Genomic DNA, 22,533 nt, shown 5'->3' on the forward strand with positions numbered 1-22,533 from the left:
ACGATGACTAGAAGTTCTTCAGGCGGAGATGAGCGAAGTGAAGTTCAGGCTATTAACTATTGTACCGATTGTCATTTTATTAATATCATGTAGTGCCGAAAATAAGGTTCATTCTGATAAAAAAGAGGTCAGCAAGGAGACTGTTCCTGCATTAAGCTACAAAGTTGAAAGTGACAGTTATGCTCAAAACAATATTAACATTATATATCCAAAGCTGGTTGATTTACCGAATGATAAAAAGGAAGAGGTTATAAATGACCTGATACGGGTAGAGGCGCTTGGTGCTCTTGAATCTTATTCATTAGATTTAGATAGTCACAATACTTTGGAAGTAGACTATCAGATTACATATAAAAGCGATGATTTCCTAAGCATTCAATATATTGGTTCAGCTTTTAATAAGGGAGGAGCATATCCGTTAAATGTTTTTTATACAACAAATATAGATGTGGATAAAGAAATTAAAGTGAAATTAACCGATTTACTGGAGATCGATGAGGCATTCTTACAAGAATTGAAAAATGGAATCTACAAAAGCTATGATGACAATTTAAATTTGCGAGAGGAAGGAGTTATGAAAGATTTTTGGAGTGGGGTTAAAGACCAAGATTTACTTAATGATTTGAAACATGCAGATGAAGCGGGCGGGGCAAATAATTCAGGTATATTTAGTTATCTCACCCAAGATACACTGGGGATAAGTCTTGCAGTTCCTCATGCGTTGGGAGACCATCTTGAAATGGAGATCGGTTATGAGAAATTGAGCGGAAATAGTAAGAGTGGTAATAGCCCGTGGGAGTAGTGAACGCGTATTTATTTTATAAATAAAACCTTTAAGTACTACGTTATTTTGCTGAAGATGAAATCACTGTAACTTTCGCTGACTTGCCGGGCTGCAATTGTAATATAGTTGCAAGTATCAGTTGAATATTTAAGTAGGAGGTTCATTATGAAAATAGTTAACATAACATTTCTCACTTATCTTTCAAGTATAAAAAATATAGAAAACGACAATATTGATGTCTTCGTAGAGCTAGAGGATGGTGTTACATACACTATGGTTGTGGCTACACCCCAAAATTATTATTGGTATATGGACAAGGAAGGGCTTGATTATGTGCCACCGTCTCCCCCAGATATTATTGTAAGAAGCCTAACGGAAGATAATATCCGGCAAGCTATTGGGGCTTTTGCAGAGGATGATGCTTATTGGATGAAACTATATTTTCTATCAGGGGAAAGAAAAGGTGCTTTTGAAATGGATAGAATGGATAAGATGTTAGCAGAGATTAAGAGGAGCAATGATGAGATTTTTGGTGCCGAATGAATTTAATGATTTCATTTGAATGCTTGAGAAAGAACCACACAAAGTTTTTCTCTTATTGTAAATTAATCATTATGGGAATTGTTAAGAAAATAAGTTTGGAATTGAGGGAGAAGGAAGAATGACAATTATAAAGTATGAACCGGAATTCGCGCCAGTAGAGGTGTTCTTGACAAGATTTTTAGATTTTGAAAATGACAACTTAATCTTCGAGCAAGAAACCAAAATTCCTATTCCTACACTGACTGCAGGAGATATTATAGAAATTTTTGAGCAAGACTATAGAGTATTGGAAAGAAAGTTTGCATTCAATGAAGATGCATTTTTAACGATTTATTTATTAGAAAAAGTAATTCAGTAATCTAATATTATGAAAATTGAAACGTATTTAAAGAAACCCGATTTAATATTGCCTGGAAACTTTATGGATGAACCTAACAAATATTTTATTCATATAGACAATGAAAATGAAATTGAAAAGTATATCCACAAGTTTGATCTTAGATATCTGGATGGAGCTATTGTTATTGAATGGAACTACAAAATCGTTATGGATTATAATATGTGGGATTCGGTTAATTGGCTGTGGGGCTTTTTAATGAATGCGTTAGAAGAATATTTGCAAGTGGGAAAAGGGGGCTTTCTTTTTCCTGATCAGCCCATAAAATTTGAAATGATAAAAGTGAATTCTTATTATATGGAATTGAAAATTGGAGAGGGAAGGTACGGACACTTCAAACTACCCAGTGAAGAGTTTATTCATGCGCTATTAAATGGGGCAGAACATTTCTATAGAAGATATAAAGAATACTTCAATAGCCATGATAATGCGTTTTATCATACAAAAATAGCTGCAATTAGAAAACATTTATATTAATAAAAAACAAAAATACGCTCAAGATTCGGGAAAGGATATGAGATTCATGTCTATCTCAGCCTCTATAAATATAAGATTAAGCAATCATAGTCGTGAAAGCTTATCGCTACCGGATTTGTTTCAGAACATTGAAAATGAAGGCTGGACATACGTGAAAAGTAATGGGGAGATTACTATACTGCCTTTGGGTGATGATGACGATTATAATTGGACATCTAGTGTACTTAATAGAGACAGCTTCTTCGATATGTTGAAAAAAAAGCAGGAGAAAAAAGAGATTATTGGAATTGAGTTAATGCGGGTAGATTCTGAAGTTGGATGTGAGTTGCTTATCTTTAATACAAATCAAATGATGTTTAGTTTATCAATTGCCAGAAAGAAAATTAATGCAAAAGATGATATAGATATTACTGATTTTAGTTGGTATTTGGGTCGCATTTTGCCGGTTTTAAGGAATTTACAGGTGGAACAAATAAGCTGCGAACAATTGTAATAATGGGAAAGTGCATTTTGATGCTCAGCTTAATTAGAGAGATATAAATTATGTAAATAATGTAAATTGTGAATGCTACAAAGCCGGTATATTAGTTAATGGTAAGAGGCATCGCTTATCAGGCTGGAAATATCAACTGCTGATTTTTAGATTGAGCCTTAAGTCTGAATACAGATAGTTTTATCTGCTCGTTTGTTCCTAAATGGGGGGGGAAGGCAATGAGTAATTATGTGGTGGTGGGAAGATTTAACGAACAAAAAGATAGGCAATTAAAAGAACTGAAAAAATTATTATCTGACGAAGGATATTCTGTCCCTGAATGGCCCCCTCATATAACAATTTCGGCATATGAGGACTTTGATGAAGAGCTTCTTTGTAAATGGACTTCGAATTTTGCCTCTAAACACACCAAACAAAAAATTTCACTTCATTCTCTGAGCGTCCTCCCTCCTCGTGGGGAACATACCGAAACGGCTGTAATATGCCTTGACCCTGCACATTCGAAGTCTTTCGTTGATTTTTATTATGAATTTCACAAAAAATATGAGGAATACTGCACTGGCATCGGGTGGTTTAATTCTATTACTCATGGTAATCCTGTAATTCATGCCACAATAGGAATTGTAAAGGTAATTGATATGCAAAAGATGATGGAACTCATTTTTTCGCAAGATATTTTTGGGGAAGCGGAAATTACTGCCTTAGAAGTTTACACTTATCCCATGAGATTAATAAAACGATTTGATTTGAAATAATAGCCGATGTATCACGGCATATCATTTGGTGATACTGGAGTCCATATTTAGCAAATCGTATTATTTATAAGGAAAAGCAGGCCTAGACAATAAATGTTAGGCCTGCTTAGATTAGCTTATGATCTGGTTCGGCAGCGTTCTATAAACGCTTCCGTTTATAGAAGCTAACAAACACAGCTGCCAGTAAAAGCAAAACAATCGCTATGCCGGTAGTAACAGCTTCGCTGGTACTACCTTGCTGCTGCGGTGTATTGCCCTGGCCGCCGAAGTCGCCGCCCATGCCGCCACCGCCGAAACCTCCGCCGCCGCCCATGCCGCCGGCGAAGCCCATACCGCCACCCGGGCCGTAGCCGCCCCCGGGGAAGCCCGGACCGCCCATAGCGCCCGGCTCACCGCCGGGAACGCCCTGGCCGGTCTGCCCACCTTGCGCCGCTTGGCCCTGCGCCGCGCCGCCAGCCGCTGCGCCTGCCTGCCCTTGCGCCGCGCCTGCCTGCCCTTGCGCCGCGCCGCCAGCGGCCGCGCCCGCCTGCCCCTGCGGCGCGCCGCCAGCCGCCGCGCCCGCCTGCCCTTGCGCCGCGCCACCTGCCGCGGCGCCAAAGCCAGCGCCGCCAGCGCCACCTCCAAATCCGCCGCCAAATCCGCCGCCAAATCCGCCACCGCTGCCGTTACCGTCATTGGTAGCGGGAATCGTGCCGTCGAGCTGCTGCGTGACGGTGCTGGCCATGGTCGACATGAATGTCTTCACGGACTCGATGCCGCTCTCATACTGCTCGAACGTATAGAAGGCAGAAGGGTCGGCCTTCACGTAGCTTGAGATCATAGTGTCCAGCTCGTTGATCCGGGCCTGGAAGGTCTCGTCCTTCAGGTAGCCGCTCAGCATGCTGCGGACGATCTCGTGATATTTCGCTAAGTAAGTCTCATTCGCCAGCAGCTTCGCCACCAGCGGACGCTCGGCGAGTGCGCCTTGGGTAGGCTCGTCAATCAGCACATCCGAACCGCCCATGCCGCCGAAGGCCATGTTGTAGTCCCACGGCAGGATGGAGAAGATGCCGTCGTCTTCATACAGGTAGTAATTCTGCTTATTACTGCCGAGATAGCTGTCCATATTGCCGGTCACGGCGTTTAAGGCAATATAGCCAAGAGCATCATCGACATCGATGTATTTCTCATAGTCGGTGCCGTTGTTCAGCTCATCCAGCATGTCGACGAGAATGTCATCGTTTGATTTCTTCGATTTCATCTCAAGGCCAGTGTAGAGTGAAGCGTCATCCCCGAGCCAGGTAAGATCGCTGCCCTGTCCGGTCATCTGGCCTTTATAGAGTGCGCCGTAGGTGTTGTCGAAATGGCGTTCCAGATAGGCATCGCCGATCTGCTCTACCGCCAGATAGAAGCCCTTAAGCTCCCCGTTGACATAGATATTGACGAACGAGTATTTTGGCGTGGGCAGTCCCATGCTCTCCGCGAGCTCATAGGTCAGGAATTCCCGCATGTATGAGGCGTCGCTGTAGTTGTTGTTGAGATTGATTTTGGTAATCCCGAACAGGTTCTGATTCACATACTCGTCAAAAGACAGCTTGAAGCTGTACCGGTCCGAATCGCTCATTTGCACCACGCTGCGCAGACTTAAATTCCCTTTGGTCCGCACTCCGACATTATCCATTTGGATGCCGTTATATTCGACGGAGGCCGTCTTGTATTCCTCGGCGCTGGCATTGTCCAGCATATCCTGGAAATCATCCGGGTCCAGCGTGATTTTGACATCTATAACCTTATCCTTTGGAAAAACCTCTGTATCAAGACTCTGTTCCTCAGTTGATACCGCCTTGTTCTGCGTGTCCGTCATAGTATTGTTGTTATCCGCAGAAGGATTTGAAATCTGACAACCAGCTATAGCGGTAACCAGCAGCAGGCAACTAAGAATGAGCAGAATCTGCTTACCTCGTGCTATCATCTTGGGCACCGCCTTTCATGAATATAGATCTACCAGCCTGCAGCAGGCCCGTGATCATGAGACATAGTCGCCGCTATAGCTGATCAGCAGGGCATTCTTGACACCGGTAAGGCTGGAAACCGTGTTCACGAATCCGCCTTCCTTGTCGTCGAGCCGCAGCTCAAGCGTAAGCTCAATATTGCCGGCTGTAACAGTTTTTTGCTTCATATTATAGCGTTTCACCGATTTGGTCAGATGGCTGTGTATTTCGCGCTCACTGTCGTCGCCGTCGCAGTTAATGACCAGCAGGTACGGAGTTTCTACAGAAGAACGTTTAATGAACAGGAACAGGATCAGGCCGATGATGATGGAGCCGATAATAGCCAGTGTGAAGAACCTGGCGCCCGTTACGATTCCGGCAACAGCTGCCCAGAACAGGAAGATCAGGTCGGTTGGATCTTTGATAGGCGTTCTGAAACGGACGATGGACAGCGCGCCGACCATACCGAGCGACAGCACGAGGTTCGAGTTGATCGCGATAATAACGGTTGCAGTAATCATCGTCATGCCCATCAAGGAGACGTTGAAGCTTTTGGAGTAGAGGACTCCGCTGAAGACCCGTTTGTACAGAATGTAAATGAAGAATCCGATCAGAAAAGCCACGCCGAGCGTAATCAGTATTTTGGAAATGCGGATGTCGGAAACGAAGTTGTCAGTCACCGAGCTTTTGATCATATCGGAAAAAGTCGTTGCGGTGTCGTCCGCTCCCTGTGCTGCGGCTGCAGCCAGACTTGCTGTGATGCTCATATCAATAATCCTCCCAAGTGTTGGTTTTTAGAAATTTGCGGCAAATGACGTATTTAGAAGCGGACTGCCGGTTCAAGCCTTCGAGCTGCAGGGCAATCCGGATATAATCGGGCAGGTATTCATCGAATTTGACCTCGAAAATAATAAAGCTCCCGTCAAGCGCACGGATTGGCTGCAGCTCTTTGCTAAAGATATCCACCGCATGCAGTCCCGTTCTCAGTTCCTTGTCAAAAGTAATCCGCACGTTGCCGTTATGGCATACATAAGGCTCGCGGACATAATCAACGATCACCTTCGGGCGCAGCAGGTTATGGCGCATCTGATTATAGAGCTCCATAAACAGCGGCTTATCCGGTACATTCAGCACCTCATAGTTGCCGGCCATAATCTCATCGTACATCTCCCGCGTCAGCGGTTCCTTGATTTTGGCGATATAATCGTCCATCTTGATTTTTTTCTCAAAATGAATTATATCGTCCTGCACATTGTAGATCCGTATGCGGTATTTGGCACGTTCACGCAGGCCTCCGAGCTTGTCGGACAATGCTGTGTTGTTCATATCATCGAAATACAGGCTGCGGATATGGTATTCCCCGCCCTCGTCAGCATTCTGGTCTGTATCCATTAAGCTCTGGAGCCGCTGCCGGATGATAAGATATTGATGATAGTTAATGAAGAATTTCAGCTCGTGCCGGAATTGCAGCTTCTTGTTCATCTCACACCTCATTTCTCTCTCTAAGTTTCTTGCGTGATCTGGCCGCTGACCCTATTCTAAGGGACCGACCTTATGATTTTCTTAAATTAAACTGAACGCCAGCTGAATGTTTTTACACTGCGTTTACAAATGACGCGAAATGTCAGGTTGTGCCGTGCCGGGAATTTGACTTCCTGCTGCCACTGGGGATACCCTAGAATACAGAAACAGAACAGATCGGATGGCGGTTCAGAGATTGCAAGATTTGATAGGCGGAGGGAGCACATGAAAGACTTGAAGACATTCATTATCATCGGAATTATAGTCGTTGTATTGATCGTGCTGGCGCTTCGTGTGGAGCGGCTCAAATCAGAGCGGGCTGCTGAGGGAGGATCTGAACTCTCGGGTGCACTTTATGATCTGGTCAGCACCTTTAAAAGCGATCCGGCCACCAGCCGCGCGTTCACCTGGTACACTGGAGATCCCGGAGCGGACGGCTGGCTTGAGGTAATAAAGGGCAAGACGTCTGATTTTACCGGAGATGGGGTCATTAAGGTTCAGGCAGCCAATACCACGGTCAAGACGGATCAGGGTACAGCAGGCGTGCACAAAGCCGAGATTACCGGACTGGAGCCGGGAACCCGCTACACTTATAGGGTAGGCAGCGGGGAGGAAGAGGAGTGGAGCCTTGCGTACGAGTTCAGCACTGCGGAAGCGGCCAGCGGCCAGGTGACCTTTATCAATGTTACGGATTCCCAGGGAGTGACCGACGCGGATTTCGCGATCTGGGGTAATACGCTGGAGCAGGCATTCAAGACCTTCCCGGCGGCGCAGTTTATCGTGCATAACGGGGATTTCACGGAGGATCCGGAGGATAGCGCGGCATGGAACAGCTTTTTTGGCTATGTTCAGAATAGGGTGGCCAGTGTGCCCCTCATGCCGGTGACCGGCAATCATGACGAGATTGATGAAGAGGCTGAGCAGTTTACCTCGCATTTCAATCTGCCGGATAACGGGGCCAAGGGTTCCATCGCAGGCACCTCCTATTCCTTCGATTACGGCCCGGTTCATGTGACTGTGCTGAATACAGAGAGCAATCTGAAGAAGCAGGCTGACTGGCTGAAGAAGGACCTTGCAGGTACGGATAAGCCGTGGACAATCGTAGCGATGCACCGTCCGGCGTATGGCGGGAACATGTACAGTAAGGTGGAGGACTGGACGGAGATTTTTGACAAATATAACGTGGATCTTGTGCTGCAGGGGCATAATCATGAGTATTCCCGTTCTTATCCGCTGCGCGCCGGTCAAATCGTGCCCGAGAGTGATGGTGGCAATGGTACAACAGGCGGAACGGTCTATGTGGTGACCAACGCTTCGGGGGCCAAATTCAACGAGAAGAAGGAAGACCAGTTCTTCCATAAGGTTCATTTCCAGAATAATAAGCCGATGTTCGCGGGAATCACGGTTAGCGGAGATACCTTGACATACCAGGCATATGATACCGCTGGCAACAAGCTGGATGAGTTTATTCTGAAGCATTAGAAATTGGGGTTCTTTTGGATGACAATCCATGAGAACCTTTTATTGTTAAAATAGTAATAAAAAGAGTGAAAATGGTACGATAATTGCTGACAGTTTTCATATAAATTCGACCGTTTTCCCTCACGGCACAGATAGTTTACGCACTATAATGAAAGCGTTATCAAAGAAAGAACATGGGAGGTTAGAACCGTGATTCGAAAACGTATCCGAAGAATGGGAATGGTTGTCCTGCTGGCTGCAATGCCCTGCTCATTGTTTACCGTTTCTCCCGCAGTATCTCATGCCGCAGCAAGTGAAGCCTACAACTGGAACAGCGTGGTTACCGGTGCGGGCGGAGGGTTTGTTCCGGGCATTATTTTTAACCAGACCGAACCGAATCTGATCTATGCGCGGACGGATATCGGCGGTGCCTACCGCTGGAATCAGGCATCCGGCAGCTGGACATCGATCAGCGATTCCGTCGGCTGGGTGGACTGGAACAAGAATGGCGTGGATGCGCTGGCTACCGATCCGGTCAATCCGGACAAGGTGTATATGGCGACCGGCACTTACACGAACTCATGGGACGATAATGGACAAATTATGCGCTCCAGCGACAGGGGGAATACGTGGCAGACAACACCGCTTCCGTTCAAGGTTGGCGGCAATATGCCCGGACGTTCGGCCGGGGAACGGCTGGTGATTGACCCCAATAAGAACAGCATCCTGTTCTTCGGGGCACGCAGCGGGAACGGCCTGTGGAAGAGCACCGACTCCGGGATCACCTGGTCCAAGGTCAGCTCCTTCCCTAATGTGGGGACATATATTCAGAATCCGACGCTTGATTACGGCAATGATCTGGTGGGCTTATCCTGGATTACTTTTGACAAAAGCACAGGTACCTCCGGGAACGCTACCCAGACGATTTATGTGGGAGTAGCGGACACAGCAAGCAGTGTCTACCGCAGCACGGACGGGGGAGCCACCTGGAGTGCACTGCCCGGCCAGCCTGTAGGTTATCTGCCGCATCATGGTGTACTGTCTTCTACAGGGGATCTGTACATTACTTACAGCAATGGCGTTGGACCGTATGACGGAAGTAAGGGCGAGGTCTGGAAATGGAACAAAACAAGCGGGGTATGGACGAACATCAGTCCTTCCACAGGAACCGATAACTGGTACGGATTCGGCGGTCTTGCTGTAGATGCGCAGCATCCTGATACCGTGATGGTCTCCAGTCTGAATGCCTGGTGGCCGGATGAGGTCATCTTCCGCAGCACCAACGGCGGGGCAACCTGGAGCCGGATTTGGGATTGGGGCAATTATCCGGAACGGACCTATAAATTCGCGATGGATATCACGGCTGCCCCATGGCTTGACCATGGAGTAACTTCCACCTCCCTTGATCCCTCGCCGAAGCTGGGCTGGATGATGGGGGATCTGGAGATTGATCCGTTCAACTCCAACCGGATGATGTACGGTACGGGTGCGACCATCTATGGTTCAAATAATTTAGGCGCCTGGGATACCGGCGGAAAAGTTAATATCTCCGTGATGGCAAAAGGAGTAGAAGAGACAGCCGTGCTGGGGCTGATCAGTCCTCCATCCGGAGCACATCTCATTACCGCACTCGGGGATGTGTCCGGCTTCCGGTATGATGATGTAACTGTAGCACCGGCCAAGTTCCAGACAAGTCCTTCCTGGGCAACCACAACGGGCATTGATTATGCCGAATTAAGCCCGTCTTATGTAGTGCGTGTTGGCGGTGCGGACAAGGAGAAGTCCCCGAGTATGAAGTCGGTCGGGATCTCCAATGACGGGGGCACGAACTGGTATATGCCGAATGCGGAACCCTCGAACGGGACTAAGACGACTGCCGGGCAAGGCCAGGTAGCCGTATCCGCCAGCGGCAACTCTATTCTGTGGAGCACCTCGGATATTGGCGTGTATTATTCCAAGTCATCCGGTAATTCCTGGACAGCCAGCAACGGTGTGCCTGCCGGGGCCAAGATTGCTTCTGACCGGGTGAATGCGAATAAATTCTATGCCTTCTATGCGGGAACCTTCTACGTTAGTACGGATGGCGGAGCAACGTTCACGGCTACGGGAGCAACAGGCTTCCCGACCAATAATGTCGGCAATCTGCAGCCGAATCAGGCCCAGATCAGCATCAAAGCGATGCCGGGCATCGAAGGCGATATCTGGTTTGCCGGCGGCAATACGGTTGAGAACAAATATGGCTTATGGCACTCTGTCAATTCAGGTGCAAGCTTCACCAAGCTGGCCAATGTTGATGAGGCTGACCTTATCGGATTCGGTAAGGCCGCACCGGGCCAGAGCTATATGGCACTCTATACAGTAGCCCAGATCGACGGTGTCCGAGGTGTCTTCCGCTCCGATAATGCCGGGGCCAGCTGGGTGCGGATCAATGACAATGCCCATCAGTATGCCAAAATCAACATGGCCATCACTGGAGATCCGCGCATTTACGGACGCGTATATCTGGGAACCAATGGCCGGGGTACCTTATACGCCGATCCGGTAAATCCTCCGGCGGCAGGCTCAACGATCACCCCGGTGAGCGCGAGCTTCGATAAGAAGGCAGCGAATCAGGCGGATATCGCCGTAACGATGACGCTGAACGGGAATACGTTAAGCACGATTAAGAACGGCGCGGCAACATTGACCGCCGGAACGGATTATAGTGTGAGCGGATCGGCAGTCACGATCAAGAAAGCATACCTGGCAGCGCAGGCGGTGGGGACGACAACGCTGAGCTTCAATTTCAGCGCCGGAGCAGCGCAGACCTTGGCTGTTGCGGTAGTGGACACGACAACACCGGCCAGCAATTCTGTGATTACGCCGGTCAGCGCCAGCTTCGATAAGAAGGCAGCGAATCAGGCGGATATCGCCGTGACGATGACGCTGAACGGGAACACGTTAAGCACGATTAAGAACGGCGCGGCAACGTTGACCGCCGGAACGGATTATAGTGTGAGCGGATCGGCAGTCACGATCAAGAAAGCATACCTGGCAGCGCAGGCGGTGGGTACGACAACGCTGAGCTTCAATTTCAGCGCCGGAGCGGCGCAGAGTCTGGCTGTTGCGGTAGTGGATACAACAACACCGGCCAGCAATTCTGTGATTACGCCGGTCAGTGCCAGCTTCGATAAGAAGACGGCGAATCAGGCGGATATCGCCGTGACGCTGACGCTGAACGGGAACACGCTAACCTCGATTAAGAACGGTGCGGCAGCGTTGACAGCGGGAACGGATTACAGTGTGAGCGGTTCGGTTGTCACGATCAGCAAGGCGTATCTGGCAGCGCAGGCGGTGGGTACGACAACGCTGAGCTTCAATTTCAGCGCCGGAGCGGCGCAAGCCTTAGCTGTTGCGGTAGTGGATACAACGGCACCTGCTGCTGGTGGCCTGAAAGTACAGATGTATAACAGCAGTACAGCGGCTGCGGCTAATACACTGAGCCCGAAGATTAAACTGATGAATACCGGAACGGCTGCTATTTCGCTGGCCGATGTCAAGATCAGATATTATTACACCATTGACGGTGAGCAGACCCAGAGCTTCTTCTGTGACTGGTCGCAGGTTGGCAGCACGAATGTGACCGGGTCGTTCGTGAAACTTCCGGCAGCCAAGACCGGAGCCGATTATTACTTAGAGCTGGGCTTTACAGGGGATGCAGGTTCACTTGCGGCCGGAGCAAGCATAGACATTCAGCTGCGTGCTTCCAAGTCGGACTGGAGCAATTATACCCAGACCGGAGATTATTCCTTTAACGCAGCGGGCACAGCTTATGCGGATTGGGCTAATATTCCGGCCTATATCTCCGGCAGCCTGGTATGGGGGAATGAACCTTCTTAATTAAGAGTTCAGGTGAATAGAGTAGCAGAGTTTTGAACAGTTTCTAACAGACAGCCCCCTCTCCGCATTATAGCGGATGAGGGGGCTGCTTGCTGCGTGTAGAATGAATCTGCCAGCGCTGTAACGGCTATAAAGTCTGCCCGCTGTCGACGGTAATGATCTGCCCGGTCATAGCTTCCTGAGCGAGTGCGGAGCAAATGAAGCGGGCGATATCCTCCGGCGCAGCAATGCTCTGCAGCAGCAGGTTCGGTGCGAGCTTGTGCATCTGCGCTTCCCGGCCTGCCCACCAGCGTGTCGCTACGGCTCCAGGGGCAACACAGTTGACCCTGATGTCAGGGGCGAGAGCTTTGGCTAGTGACCGGGTCAAGCCGTGAACTGCCGCTTTGGACACAGCGTAAGGAAGTGATGAACCGGCACCCGTATTTCCGGCAATACTTCCAAGGTTGACGATGGCTCCTTGTCCGCTTGACTTCATATAGGGGGCGGCTGCCCGGGCGCAGAAGAACATACCTTTGACATTCACACCGTATAATTCATCCCACACCTCGGGGGTGACTGCCTCCAGATCATCCATAGGAATATGCTGCGTGATGCTGGCATTATTCACCAGCAGATCCACCGTGCCATAAGTTTGAACAACCTGTTCAACCATAGCCCGGACCTGCGGATCTTCTGATACATCAGCTTGTACTGCAATGGCTTGCCCGCCCTGCGCTATGATCCAATTAACCGTTTCCCGGGCTTCCGCTTCCGAACGGGAATAATTTACGGCAACCTTTACGCCATGACCGGCAAGCTGAAGGCTGGTTGCCCGCCCGATGCCCGTGCCTCCGCCTGTTACTATTGCGACTTTACCTCTCAGATCCATCCTTATCCGCTCCTGACTTAATTATTAAATTTTCTTGTTAAGTATTGAATGTCCTTTTTAAGTATTGAATATCCTTGTATACAATTGTATTCAGTATGTATGGTTTTGTATAATTGAATGAATTGAATATTCAGTTCAATTTTATTGAATCCTAAAGCATGTGCTTTATTTCTATTGCACTTTGTACAACAGATGGCTCTATAATCCGCCGAAAAATAGAATCTATTGCACTCTGTACAGTAGAATTCAGTGGAATCGTTGACTTTGGGCTGAAATCCGGAAATCAATTGTATGAAATACAATAGAACCGGTTTTAGCGCCGGATAACGCAAATTCTATTGTACAAAGTGCAATGAAGAACGATCTTAAGCTGGAAAGAGGTTATCATAAATGGACTTCAAAACATTAAAAACCTTTCAGACTATTGTAAGCACAGGAAGCTTTATCCGCGCAGCCGAAGAGCTCAGCTATGCCCAGTCCACGGTAACGATGCAGATCCAGAAGCTCGAAGCGGAGCTGGGCGTACAGCTGCTGGAGCGCGGCAAACAGCAGGTGATCCTGACGGAAGCCGGCCGGCTGTTCCATGAGCAGAGCCTGCAGATTGTGAAAGACATGGAGCGGCTGCAGAGCAGTCTTGCTGATCTGCAGTCGGGAGGAGCAGGGAGTGTCCGCATCGGTGCAACCGATCCGACTGCCAGTTACCGGCTGCCGCTGCTTATGAGCCAGTTCATGGAGCTCTTTCCCCGGATCAGCCTATCTATAGACATTGCCGGCACAGCTGTGCTCAGTGAGCGTCTGCTTCGCGGGGAACTCGATATGATTCTGTGTTCGGCCCCGCAGCTGGGGACGGAGCTGCATTTCGAGCCGCTTTTCACGGAGGCGTTCGTATTGCTGCTGCCGGAGGAGCATCCGCTGGTGAAAAAGACGCAGATTACTGCGGACCGGCTCCGCGGACACCGTCTGCTCATTACGGCAGCGGATTGTCCTTACCGCAAGAAGCTGGAGAGCATTCTGCAGGAAGCAGCCGGCCCTCCGCTGAACACCATGGAAATCGGCAGCATGTCCGCCTTGAAATTCTATGTGGAGAACGGCATTGGAATGGCTTTTGTACCTGAGATTACGTTGCAGCCTCTCCCGGCTGGTACAGTGGTGCGGAAGCTGTCAGGACCAGCGGTGGATATGAGCTGCGGAATCGCCTGCAGAACAGCGGATTACCCGCTGAGGGGGGCCAGCTTACAAATATATCAATTTTTGAAGCGCGAGTTGGGGGTACCTGTGCATATGTAGAATAGAACTAATAAGAGCTGATAAGAACGGTTTGTGACAACTATACTTTATTTCCATATCCGGTTGTTCATGACGAAATTCATGGGCGGCCGTTTCTTTTTGTGCAAGGATTGAATTTATTGTACTCAAAGGGAACCTTTGTCCCGCAGCGGACCAATATAGAGTGAAGACCAAGACAGAAAGGAGAGAGACGGATGACCGAGGAAGAGCTGCATGGCTGTCTGCAAAGGCTGAAAGAGGGAGATAAGGATGCTTTTACTGCTGTGCATGACAGTATCAAACAGCAGGTGTACGGGACAGTCTGTCTGCTTGTTGACCGGCAGGGTGATGTGGCCGATGTAGTGAATGAAATCTACATAGAATTGTTCCGCTGTCTTCCGCAGTATGACAGGAATCGGCCCTTCGGGGCATGGCTGAACGGAATGATTGTACGGCAATGCAGCAACTGGAGCCGGAGAAGCTGGCGCAGGCTGCGCATCCAGATCCGCAGCAGGGAGAATGCGTCAGAGGTGTTGTTACCGGGGGCGGATACACCGCTCATTGAGCAGGAACAGCGGGGTGAGCTGCTTCAGCTGGTGGCTGGGCTTCCTCCTAAGCTGCGCAGTGTGATTGTTCTGCGCTACTATGGGGAATGTAGCTTTGACGAGATCGCCACAGCCCTTGAAATCCCGTTGGGTACCGCTAAATCCAGGCATCACAAGGCAATGCGCAAGCTGCGGCAGCATGCCGTATTTACAGAGGAAGATGAGATGAAGGGGGACTATACATGCCTGTCGAAAGTCAATTGAAACGGGAAATTTTCACTTTTAAGCAGGATGTGGTTATGCCAAAACAGCTGGAGACACAGATTTCCGCAAGCTTTGATCAGTACTTCAAATTCCAAAACAAACGGAAAACCAAAAGACATATTCGCGGCACTGCAAGGATAGCGGTTGTTCTCTGCGGAATAATGCTGTTTGGAGGCGCGGTTTATGGTGCGGAAAGGTTATGGGCCGTTACATATGGTTCTACTGGAATAGAGGTGATTGTTCATTCGGACTATACTGAATCCAATGAATACGGTGAGCACGTGAAGCTGCTTGTTGAAGACATTCAGACTAAACTGGCTGTGAATGAATCCGCCTTCCTGTATGTGTCACTGCCCGAAGGGGGATATGACCTGTTTAAGGTGAACCGTCCGCAGCTGTTCTCCGATATAGAGAGCTGGAAGGTGGCAACCGAGCCGATTACAGGAGCGCTTGCCGTACCGGGGAGTCTGCCGGAAGGGTATCATTTTACAGGAGCGATGTCTGACAGTCAGCTTGGGATTATAGACAACTCCTGGGTAAAGAAATACACCAATGTCCTCTCGAAAAGGGTCAAGCCCGGTGAGGATTATGCCTGGATCAAGAGCTTCAATACTCCTAATAGAATAGCTAAGACTGTAAGTCCGCAGCTCATATATGAGGGTCCAAGAGGAAAAAGTGATGCAATTGTGGTTAAGTATACGCCTAGCGGACTTGAAGCGCAGCTCACAGCAAATTTTGCAGCGGCTACTACGGTTGAGGAGATGAAGGTTGGATCTTTAGATGCTTTATATATTGTGAATAAAGAAGCTTATGGGAACCCAAATAACTATTATGCTTATATCCAGTGGATCGAGCTAGGGGAAACTAACGGATGGAACATTCTGCATGAAGTAAGCACAGAATCACCGGAGGTATCCAAAGAGACTCTGCTTAAAGTTGCCGAAGGGCTTCGCTAAAGCAGCTATGCCAAGTTCAATTGCATGCTTGTCCCGCAATAACTAAAATAAATCCCCCTATAACACATATAAACCTCTACTGCTGATAAATTCATCAACAATAGAGGTTTATACTATAACCACTATACCCATGTTCTTCTCAGACTCCTTATCCTATCCTTTGTACTCAGCCGGGTAGAAATCGTCCGAGGCGGCAGTCAATTTGCCTATCCTGCCCATTAATTCTTCTCTAATTCATCCGCTGATCACGATAGGATTGATTGTGGGCTTTTGAGCTTTAAGAAGCTCATACCATTTCGTGTAGGGATGGATTGAAAGCTTTAACGCCAGGATCAAAGATATAGTCTCAGATCTCAGGGAGTACAGCTGCTTAAGAGGACTGCCGGAGATTCTGCCCCAGCATATGTTCTTACCACAGTGTATGGTTCCTTGAGCTGATACCTGTATTATACCGGGATTCACCGCAGCCGTAAAAAGGCGGATACTTCAAATTTGTGGTTGTTTCCCGCCGAAAAGTCATGTAAGCGCTATTATTCTTCCGTATCCTTAGTTTTTTATGAGGAGGATCTTATCCTGCTGCACACAATAAATGATCCCGAGCAATAGTTGTTCACTCTAAACTTGATCCAACGTTACCGAGTCCCTGCAAATAGGTATAAATACTCTGAATCGTTATCGGCAGTGTCAATCCGCTGACTGGCTGCCGGTACATCGAAGCGGATTTCTTGCTGAAGTGGACTGAGAGGCCCTTATTTCGCCAAAGAAGCCTCTTGATCAGGATGATTCGGACTGAGAATCCTTTATCTTGTTCTTTCAAGCACTGAAACAAGGTGTTTCAGGACATTAACGGAATGTCAGTCCTCCTCACGAGCTGATGAGTTCATGAACCCGCCAAGCTCAGGTGAGGAAATGTGCAATTGCTAAGCTTCACAATCTCTAGCTTGATTCATCTGCAGGGCAAATTTGTATCTGTAACGGTGCTGTCTAAAAAAGGACAGCAAAAGTATTTCCGGTTGCTGTATAATTTACTGATTGTTATGTTGCGGTTCAGGCATCCGGGCACTTGAAGGAGGAAGAAAAGGATGAATTTGTTTGCTGTGAAGCTTGAAGGAACCCGCTGCGGGTTAATCAAGTCCTTTCTGGAGGATAATTATGTATGTGCGGGAGATCCCGTTGTTGGAGATCTGGAGACCAGCGGAAGAGAGGATATCCGCAGCACGCTGGCTGCATCCGGAGCTTATCAGGAGCAGGAGCTGGAAGAGGCTCTCAGCAGTCTCGACGCCTTCGTCAACGTGATGCAGGACGGGGATTATGTGCTGATTGCGGATGAGGAATGGGTATACCTTGGCGATCTGGGTGATTATTTCTATGATGGCCGGGAAGAGAACATGAAGGGCGGAACCGCGCATCGGCGCGGAGTAACCTGGCTGAAGAGTCTGCCCCGCAGTGGTGTGAATTCTGCAGTACAAGCACTGCTTGCTTCAGATAAGGAAGTTACCCGGTATTCAGGAGTGCTGCCTGCAGCAAGAATGGATTTGTGGCTTGCAGATTCCTCTGCTGGCGATGGAGAAGCTGTTCATTCTCCGGCCCGTGTGGATGAAGCAACAATTGCTGAGGCGCTGGCTGTTCTGAAGGCTGCCCTGCACAGTCCCGATGCGGAGCGCCGGGAACGCGCGGCAGCGGCTATTTTACATTATGCCAGATGAACATCTGATTGAAGATCTGTCCTATACAATCACAACAAAAAAGGTCCTCCGGTTGCTTAACCGGAAGACCTTTTTGTTGTTGTGAACCAGTGGCCCAGGTTTAAGCTCAGATGAACTCTACAAACTCATTAACCGGCTTGCGGTAGCCGCGTGGTCTAATTTTGTGCTTATTGTCTTTGCCGATCGTAATCAGCATTACCGGAACGAAATTGTCGCCGAGCCCGAGGGTGGCCTTCACCGCTTCCGGATCGAAACCGATCATCGGGCAGGTATCCCAGCCCTTGTCCTTGGCAATCAGCATGAACTGCATAGCCGACAAGGAAGCATTGCGGATCGCCTCATCACGCTGGAAAGCATCCTTTCCGGTATAAGAGTCATTGATGGATTGAATGGTGCGGTCGTAATCCTCTTCGCTCATGGCACCCAGCATTTTAAGCCCGCTATAGATTTCCGGAGCCTGCTGGTAGGCGTTTTTGTCACCCAGCACGACGATGACAGCCGACGCGGTGTGGATTTTGTACTGGCCGTATGCGCCTTTGCGGATTTCTTCCTTCACAGTGTCGTCGCTGATGACTTTGTAGTGGGCATGCTGCAGGTTGAAGGCTGAGGGAGCCAGCCGTGCCAGTGAGAACATCTCTTCAAGCTCATTCTGCGGGATTTTTACCCCTTCTACGAAATTCATAGCCGATCTGCGGGACTGAACCAATTCTGAAAAAGTACTCATAAATAATTACCTCCATTGTGATATGTATGTTGGTTAGTAATAATCAATAGCTGATATTAATAAATAAACTTACATTAAGTTACTTGCTTAAAATATCACAACCGCAAGCGTTCGTCAATGATTATACAACAATAAATTGTGAATTTAAGTTCAAATAGTCGATAAAATATGAAAACGGAAGAAAAGAAGTGATTTTAATCACAAAATAAGGCTATAAAGCCAATAAGATTGTGACATTTATAACAAACAGAGTGTTATAATAGTCACATAGTTTTTAAGGATGACTATTTTTAAGCAGCAACGCCATTGTAAAGGAGACTTCGTTATGTCAGAAACAATTACTCAAATCCCTTCTGAACAAGAAATACCCGCAGCATCCCTTCCCAAAGAGGATATTCTGAATCAGCTTCTGAAGCCTGAAGTTCAGGAATCCCTAATTCTTCTGGTGGAGCAGCTCCCGCAGATTACACAGCTGGTCAGTGCATTGACCAAATCAGTTGATTTCGTACAGTCGGTTGCATCGGATGAAGTACTCAAAAGTGATACGGTAGGCGCAATCAAAGAGATGGCGGGTCCTGTGGTAGGCTCTGTCAAGAATCTGGCGGCTACGGTTATTGAAGCGAAAGACCGCGCGGATGCAAGCAGTGAAACGGTCAGCCTGTTTGGCATGATGAAAATGATCAAGGACCCTCAGGTACAGAACGTACTCCGTTTCATGAATGCATACCTGCAGGTCAGCGGTGAACGGCAATCCGGTAAATAATTATTGTCAACTCTTAATCGTAAGGACGGAGGAATTATTATGTCAAAACATATAGTCATTCTAGGTGCAGGTTACGGCGGTCTGCTGAGTGCTCTGACCGTGCGCAAATATATGAGCAAAGCTGAAGCCAGAGTTACAGTGGTTAATCAGTATCCCACACATCAGATCATTACAGAACTCCACCGTCTTGCAGCCGGCAGCGCTTCTGAACAGGCAGTTGCCATGCCGCTGGCGAAGCTGTTTGCCGGTAAGGATATCGATCTGAAAATTGCCAAGGTTAATTCGTTCTCGGTGGAGAACAAGCAGGTCATTCTCTCGGACGGGGTAATGCTGACCTATGATGCCCTTGTAGTCGGTCTGGGCAGCACAACGGCTTATTTCGGCATTCCGGGACTTGAAGAATATAGCATGGTGCTGAAATCGGCGGCAGATGCCCTGCGGATTCACGGACATATTGAAGACCGGATCCGTGAATATGCCAAAAGCCGCAACGCGGCTGATGCAACCATCCTGATCGGCGGGGGCGGCTTGACAGGTGTTGAGCTGGTTGGTGAAATTGCCGATGTGCTGCCTAAGCTGACTAAGAAATATGGAGTGAATCCTGCAGAAATTCAGCTGCTGCTCGTAGAAGCCGGACCGAAGATTCTTCCGGTCCTGCCGGATCATCTGATTGAGCGCGCTACAACCAGCCTCGAGAAACGGGGGGTTCAGTTCCTGACGGGTCTTCCCGTTACGAACGTGGCCGGTAATACCATTGACCTGAAGGACGGCCGCCAGATTGTGGCGAATACCTTCGTCTGGACCGGCGGCGTGCAGGGTAACCCGCTGATCGGTGAGTCCGGGCTTGAAGTGAACCGCGGCCGCGCAACCGTGAATGAATTCCTGCAATCCACTTCACACCAGAATGTGTTTGTAGCCGGTGACAGTGCGGTTGTCTTCGCGCCGGACGGCCGTCCGTATCCGCCAACGGCACAGATCGCCTGGCAGATGGGTGAACTGATTGGATACAATCTGTATGCTTATCTGAACGATAAAGCTTCCGAGACATTCAGCCCGGTGAATTCCGGAACACTTGCCAGTCTGGGACGCAGAGACGGGGTGGCGATTGTCGGCGGCAATTCCACACCGCTGAAAGGTCTGCCGGCAACGCTGATGAAGGAAGCCAGCAATATCCGGTATTTGACTCATATTCACGGGTTATTCAGCCTGGCTTATTAATCCTTTATATCCAGCTAATCCATTCCAAGCTGCTTCCATGCAGCTGATAATCCCCTTCAACCGCCTCCAGGCAGTTGAGGGGGATTTTTTTCAATGAGGGAGAGCTGTGTGAAATTACATAGTAAATTACTGGAAGGCGATTTAATCTAAATGAGGTGCATAGCCTGTATATGAACTTTTTACACGGCCTCAGGAGGAGAAGATGATTCGAAACGGGTTTATCTGCAATTGGATGGAGGTTCAGACGGACGGCCAGGGCCGCGGATTGTTTTATAAATATTCTGCCTACAGTGCGCCGGCCGTTATATTTATATCCGGATTGGGTGACGGGTGCGATTCCTGGACCGGTGTGCAGGAGAGTATTGCGCAGCATGCCTCAACCCTGGCTTATGACAGAGCAGGCACCGGGAACAGCCCGGGAGTACCCGGACCGCGTTCCTGTCAGGATCTGGTGGATGAACTGTACCGGCTGCTTTCGCTGCTGGGTATTAAGGCGCCATATATTCTCGTCGGTCATTCCTTTGGCGGGCTGGTAGCCAGGCTCTTCGCTTGCTGCTATCCTGACCGGACAGCAGGACTTGTGCTGATAGATGCCGCAGGCGAATATAAGGAGCTTACTTATGAGCGGGCGCTGCCCCCACAGCATGTTGCGGCGAACCGGGCTTACCTGCTGAACCCTTCGCTTAATCGTGAGCGGATCGACAAGATGCAGAGCTATAAACAGATTTCTGCTGCCAGAGCTTCCATGCCCGGCAACCTTCCGCTGTCTGTGATCACGAGGGGACTTGCGGATGAAGCGGCATCAGACTGGCCGGCACAAGCGATACTTGAGATTGAGCAGAAGAACCAGGCAGAGTTTCTGGAATTGTCTGCGGCCAGCAGGCAGGTGATCGCCGGAAGCAGCGGTCATTATGTCCATCACGACGAGCCTGGACTCGTCATTGATGAAATTATTGGGATGGTACAAGCTCATTCCAACCAACTTCTGAATACAGCCCTGCGGAAGCGCTTAGAGCAGTGAACAGGTTTAATCCGTAAATATGTAATGAAAACGTATTCGCAGGAAAACCTATTTGTTATAATGAATATGTTTATACTATTACAGATGTTTTCATAGGAGGATTTCAGGCATGCCATTTCAAAAGAACGATATCATCCTGTTCCAGGGTGACAGTATTACGGATTGCGGCCGCAATTACGCAGACGCTTCATCGCTTGGTGTAGGTTATGCGCTGATGGCAGGCGCCCGTCTTGGGCTGCAGTATCCGGAGAAGAACCTTACCTTCATCAACCGCGGCATCAGCGGCAACCGCGCTGTGGATTTGCAGGAACGCTGGGACAGGGATTGTCTGGAGCTTAAGCCGACCTGGGTGTCGATCTATATCGGTGTTAATGATACTTGGCGCTGGTTCGATTCCGGGCAGGAGACTACAGCAGCTGAGTTCGAGGCATCCTACCGTGATCTGATTGAACGCGCTAAGCAGAGTTTGGATGCCAAGCTGGTGCTGGTTGAGCCGTTCGTGCTGCCGGTGCCGGAAGACCGTAAGGGCTGGCGTAAGGACCTGGACCCGAAAATTCATGTGGTGCGTGAGCTGGCCCGTGAATATGGCGCTGTGCTGGTCCCTCTGGATGGATTGTTCGCCGCTGCATCGGTTAAGGCCGAACCTGCCTTCTGGGCCGGAGATGGCGTCCATCCTTCACCTGCCGGCCATGCGCTGATCGCAGAAGCCTGGATGAAGGCTGTGGGGGCTATAAGCTAAAGCGGATTATAGCTGGCTGCTCCCTACATATTGAAGTTACTGCACAGACCGGTTCCTGACTCTTCAGCGGGCCGGTTTTTGGCATACACCAGAGCGGACGGTTTGGCTTCCGGACGGCTGCGGGAGAGAGATGAATTTCACTCTGCTTAAGAAGGCTGTTATACTTGATCTATACATAATGAT

General features: G+C 48.8%; 21 protein-coding genes. 16 read left to right on the forward strand and 5 right to left on the reverse strand.

The window, feature by feature from the left end:
* Positions 1-28 precede the first annotated feature (28 nt).
* The 6 genes from PBOR_RS14295 to PBOR_RS14320 all read left to right on the forward strand — a co-directional run bounded on the left by PBOR_RS14295 (position 29) and on the right by PBOR_RS14320 (position 3,449).
* Positions 29-802 carry a polysaccharide deacetylase family protein gene (locus PBOR_RS14295; RefSeq protein ID WP_157764035.1) on the forward strand — a complete coding sequence of 258 codons (774 nt, stop codon included), beginning with the start codon at positions 29-31 and terminating at the stop codon, positions 800-802.
* Between the two features lie 147 nt (positions 803-949).
* A complete protein-coding gene (locus tag PBOR_RS14300) occupies positions 950-1,327 on the forward strand; it encodes a hypothetical protein (protein WP_042212649.1) in 378 nt (125 codons plus the stop codon).
* A gap of 118 nt (positions 1,328-1,445) precedes the next feature.
* Positions 1,446-1,685: a hypothetical protein gene (locus tag PBOR_RS14305; protein ID WP_042212652.1), complete on the forward strand. Its 240-nt coding sequence runs from the start codon at positions 1,446-1,448 to the stop codon at positions 1,683-1,685.
* 9 nt (positions 1,686-1,694) lie between these two features.
* Complete coding sequence (locus tag PBOR_RS14310) at positions 1,695-2,201, forward strand: hypothetical protein (protein WP_042212653.1); 507 nt, start codon at positions 1,695-1,697, stop codon at positions 2,199-2,201.
* A gap of 46 nt (positions 2,202-2,247) precedes the next feature.
* On the forward strand, positions 2,248-2,694 hold the full coding sequence (locus PBOR_RS14315) for a hypothetical protein (protein WP_042212655.1): 447 nt from the start codon (positions 2,248-2,250) through the stop codon (positions 2,692-2,694).
* A gap of 218 nt (positions 2,695-2,912) precedes the next feature.
* Positions 2,913-3,449, forward strand: coding sequence for a hypothetical protein (locus tag PBOR_RS14320; protein ID WP_042212657.1), 537 nt, complete (start codon positions 2,913-2,915; stop codon positions 3,447-3,449).
* Positions 3,450-3,588: 139 nt separating this feature from the next.
* Here PBOR_RS14320 and PBOR_RS14325 read toward each other — a convergent pair whose 3' ends face one another.
* From PBOR_RS14325 to PBOR_RS14335, 3 genes are read right to left on the reverse strand one after another with little or no spacing between them, the layout of a single operon-like run.
* Positions 3,589-5,400, reverse strand: coding sequence for a CotH kinase family protein (locus tag PBOR_RS14325; protein ID WP_042212658.1), 1,812 nt, complete (start codon positions 5,398-5,400; stop codon positions 3,589-3,591).
* 54 nt (positions 5,401-5,454) lie between these two features.
* Positions 5,455-6,186 carry a DUF4956 domain-containing protein gene (locus PBOR_RS14330; protein WP_042212660.1) on the reverse strand — a complete coding sequence of 244 codons (732 nt, stop codon included), beginning with the start codon at positions 6,184-6,186 and terminating at the stop codon, positions 5,455-5,457.
* A gap of 1 nt (position 6,187) precedes the next feature.
* Positions 6,188-6,901: a polyphosphate polymerase domain-containing protein gene (locus PBOR_RS14335; RefSeq protein WP_042212662.1), complete on the reverse strand. Its 714-nt coding sequence runs from the start codon at positions 6,899-6,901 to the stop codon at positions 6,188-6,190.
* A gap of 264 nt (positions 6,902-7,165) precedes the next feature.
* On the opposite strand from PBOR_RS14335, the gene PBOR_RS14340 reads away from it, so the two are divergent.
* Positions 7,166-8,422, forward strand: coding sequence for a purple acid phosphatase family protein (locus PBOR_RS14340; RefSeq protein WP_042212663.1), 1,257 nt, complete (start codon positions 7,166-7,168; stop codon positions 8,420-8,422).
* 192 nt (positions 8,423-8,614) lie between these two features.
* The gene (locus PBOR_RS35000) at positions 8,615-12,280 is read left to right on the forward strand and encodes a X2-like carbohydrate binding domain-containing protein (RefSeq protein ID WP_425415538.1); all 3,666 of its coding nucleotides are present in this window, start codon (positions 8,615-8,617) and stop codon (positions 12,278-12,280) included.
* 127 nt (positions 12,281-12,407) lie between these two features.
* Here the strand turns inward: PBOR_RS35000 and PBOR_RS14350 are convergent, their stop codons facing one another.
* Positions 12,408-13,148, reverse strand: a complete 741-nt coding sequence (locus tag PBOR_RS14350) for an SDR family NAD(P)-dependent oxidoreductase (RefSeq protein ID WP_042212664.1) — start codon at positions 13,146-13,148, stop codon at positions 12,408-12,410.
* Positions 13,149-13,538: 390 nt separating this feature from the next.
* Between PBOR_RS14350 and PBOR_RS14355 the strand changes: the two genes are divergently transcribed.
* The 4 genes from PBOR_RS14355 to PBOR_RS14375 all read left to right on the forward strand — a co-directional run bounded on the left by PBOR_RS14355 (position 13,539) and on the right by PBOR_RS14375 (position 17,885).
* Complete coding sequence (locus tag PBOR_RS14355) at positions 13,539-14,435, forward strand: LysR family transcriptional regulator (protein ID WP_042212666.1); 897 nt, start codon at positions 13,539-13,541, stop codon at positions 14,433-14,435.
* Positions 14,436-14,629: 194 nt separating this feature from the next.
* Positions 14,630-15,223: a sigma-70 family RNA polymerase sigma factor gene (locus tag PBOR_RS14360; protein ID WP_042212668.1), complete on the forward strand. Its 594-nt coding sequence runs from the start codon at positions 14,630-14,632 to the stop codon at positions 15,221-15,223.
* The gene (locus PBOR_RS14365) at positions 15,202-16,179 is read left to right on the forward strand and encodes a hypothetical protein (protein ID WP_042212670.1); all 978 of its coding nucleotides are present in this window, start codon (positions 15,202-15,204) and stop codon (positions 16,177-16,179) included. Before PBOR_RS14360 ends, PBOR_RS14365 begins: the two co-directional genes overlap by 22 nt.
* Before the next feature lie 1,082 nt (positions 16,180-17,261).
* A complete protein-coding gene (locus tag PBOR_RS14375) occupies positions 17,262-17,885 on the forward strand; it encodes a hypothetical protein (RefSeq protein ID WP_042212674.1) in 624 nt (207 codons plus the stop codon).
* 106 nt (positions 17,886-17,991) lie between these two features.
* On the opposite strand, the gene PBOR_RS14380 is transcribed toward PBOR_RS14375, so the two are convergent.
* Positions 17,992-18,609, reverse strand: a complete 618-nt coding sequence (locus tag PBOR_RS14380; RefSeq protein ID WP_042212676.1) for a nitroreductase family protein — start codon at positions 18,607-18,609, stop codon at positions 17,992-17,994.
* Between the two features lie 325 nt (positions 18,610-18,934).
* On the opposite strand from PBOR_RS14380, the gene PBOR_RS14385 reads away from it, so the two are divergent.
* From PBOR_RS14385 to PBOR_RS14400, 4 genes are all read left to right on the forward strand, one after another.
* A complete protein-coding gene (locus tag PBOR_RS14385; protein WP_042212678.1) occupies positions 18,935-19,372 on the forward strand; it encodes a helical membrane plugin domain-containing protein in 438 nt (145 codons plus the stop codon).
* 39 nt (positions 19,373-19,411) lie between these two features.
* Positions 19,412-20,590: an NAD(P)/FAD-dependent oxidoreductase gene (locus PBOR_RS14390; protein ID WP_042212679.1), complete on the forward strand. Its 1,179-nt coding sequence runs from the start codon at positions 19,412-19,414 to the stop codon at positions 20,588-20,590.
* Positions 20,591-20,792: 202 nt separating this feature from the next.
* The gene (locus tag PBOR_RS14395; RefSeq protein ID WP_245648181.1) at positions 20,793-21,611 is read left to right on the forward strand and encodes an alpha/beta fold hydrolase; all 819 of its coding nucleotides are present in this window, start codon (positions 20,793-20,795) and stop codon (positions 21,609-21,611) included.
* 109 nt (positions 21,612-21,720) lie between these two features.
* Complete coding sequence (locus tag PBOR_RS14400) at positions 21,721-22,350, forward strand: SGNH/GDSL hydrolase family protein (RefSeq protein WP_042212683.1); 630 nt, start codon at positions 21,721-21,723, stop codon at positions 22,348-22,350.
* Positions 22,351-22,533 lie beyond the last annotated feature (183 nt).

This window comes from Paenibacillus borealis, from assembly GCF_000758665.1.
Classification (GTDB): domain Bacteria; phylum Bacillota; class Bacilli; order Paenibacillales; family Paenibacillaceae; genus Paenibacillus_AQ; species Paenibacillus_AQ borealis.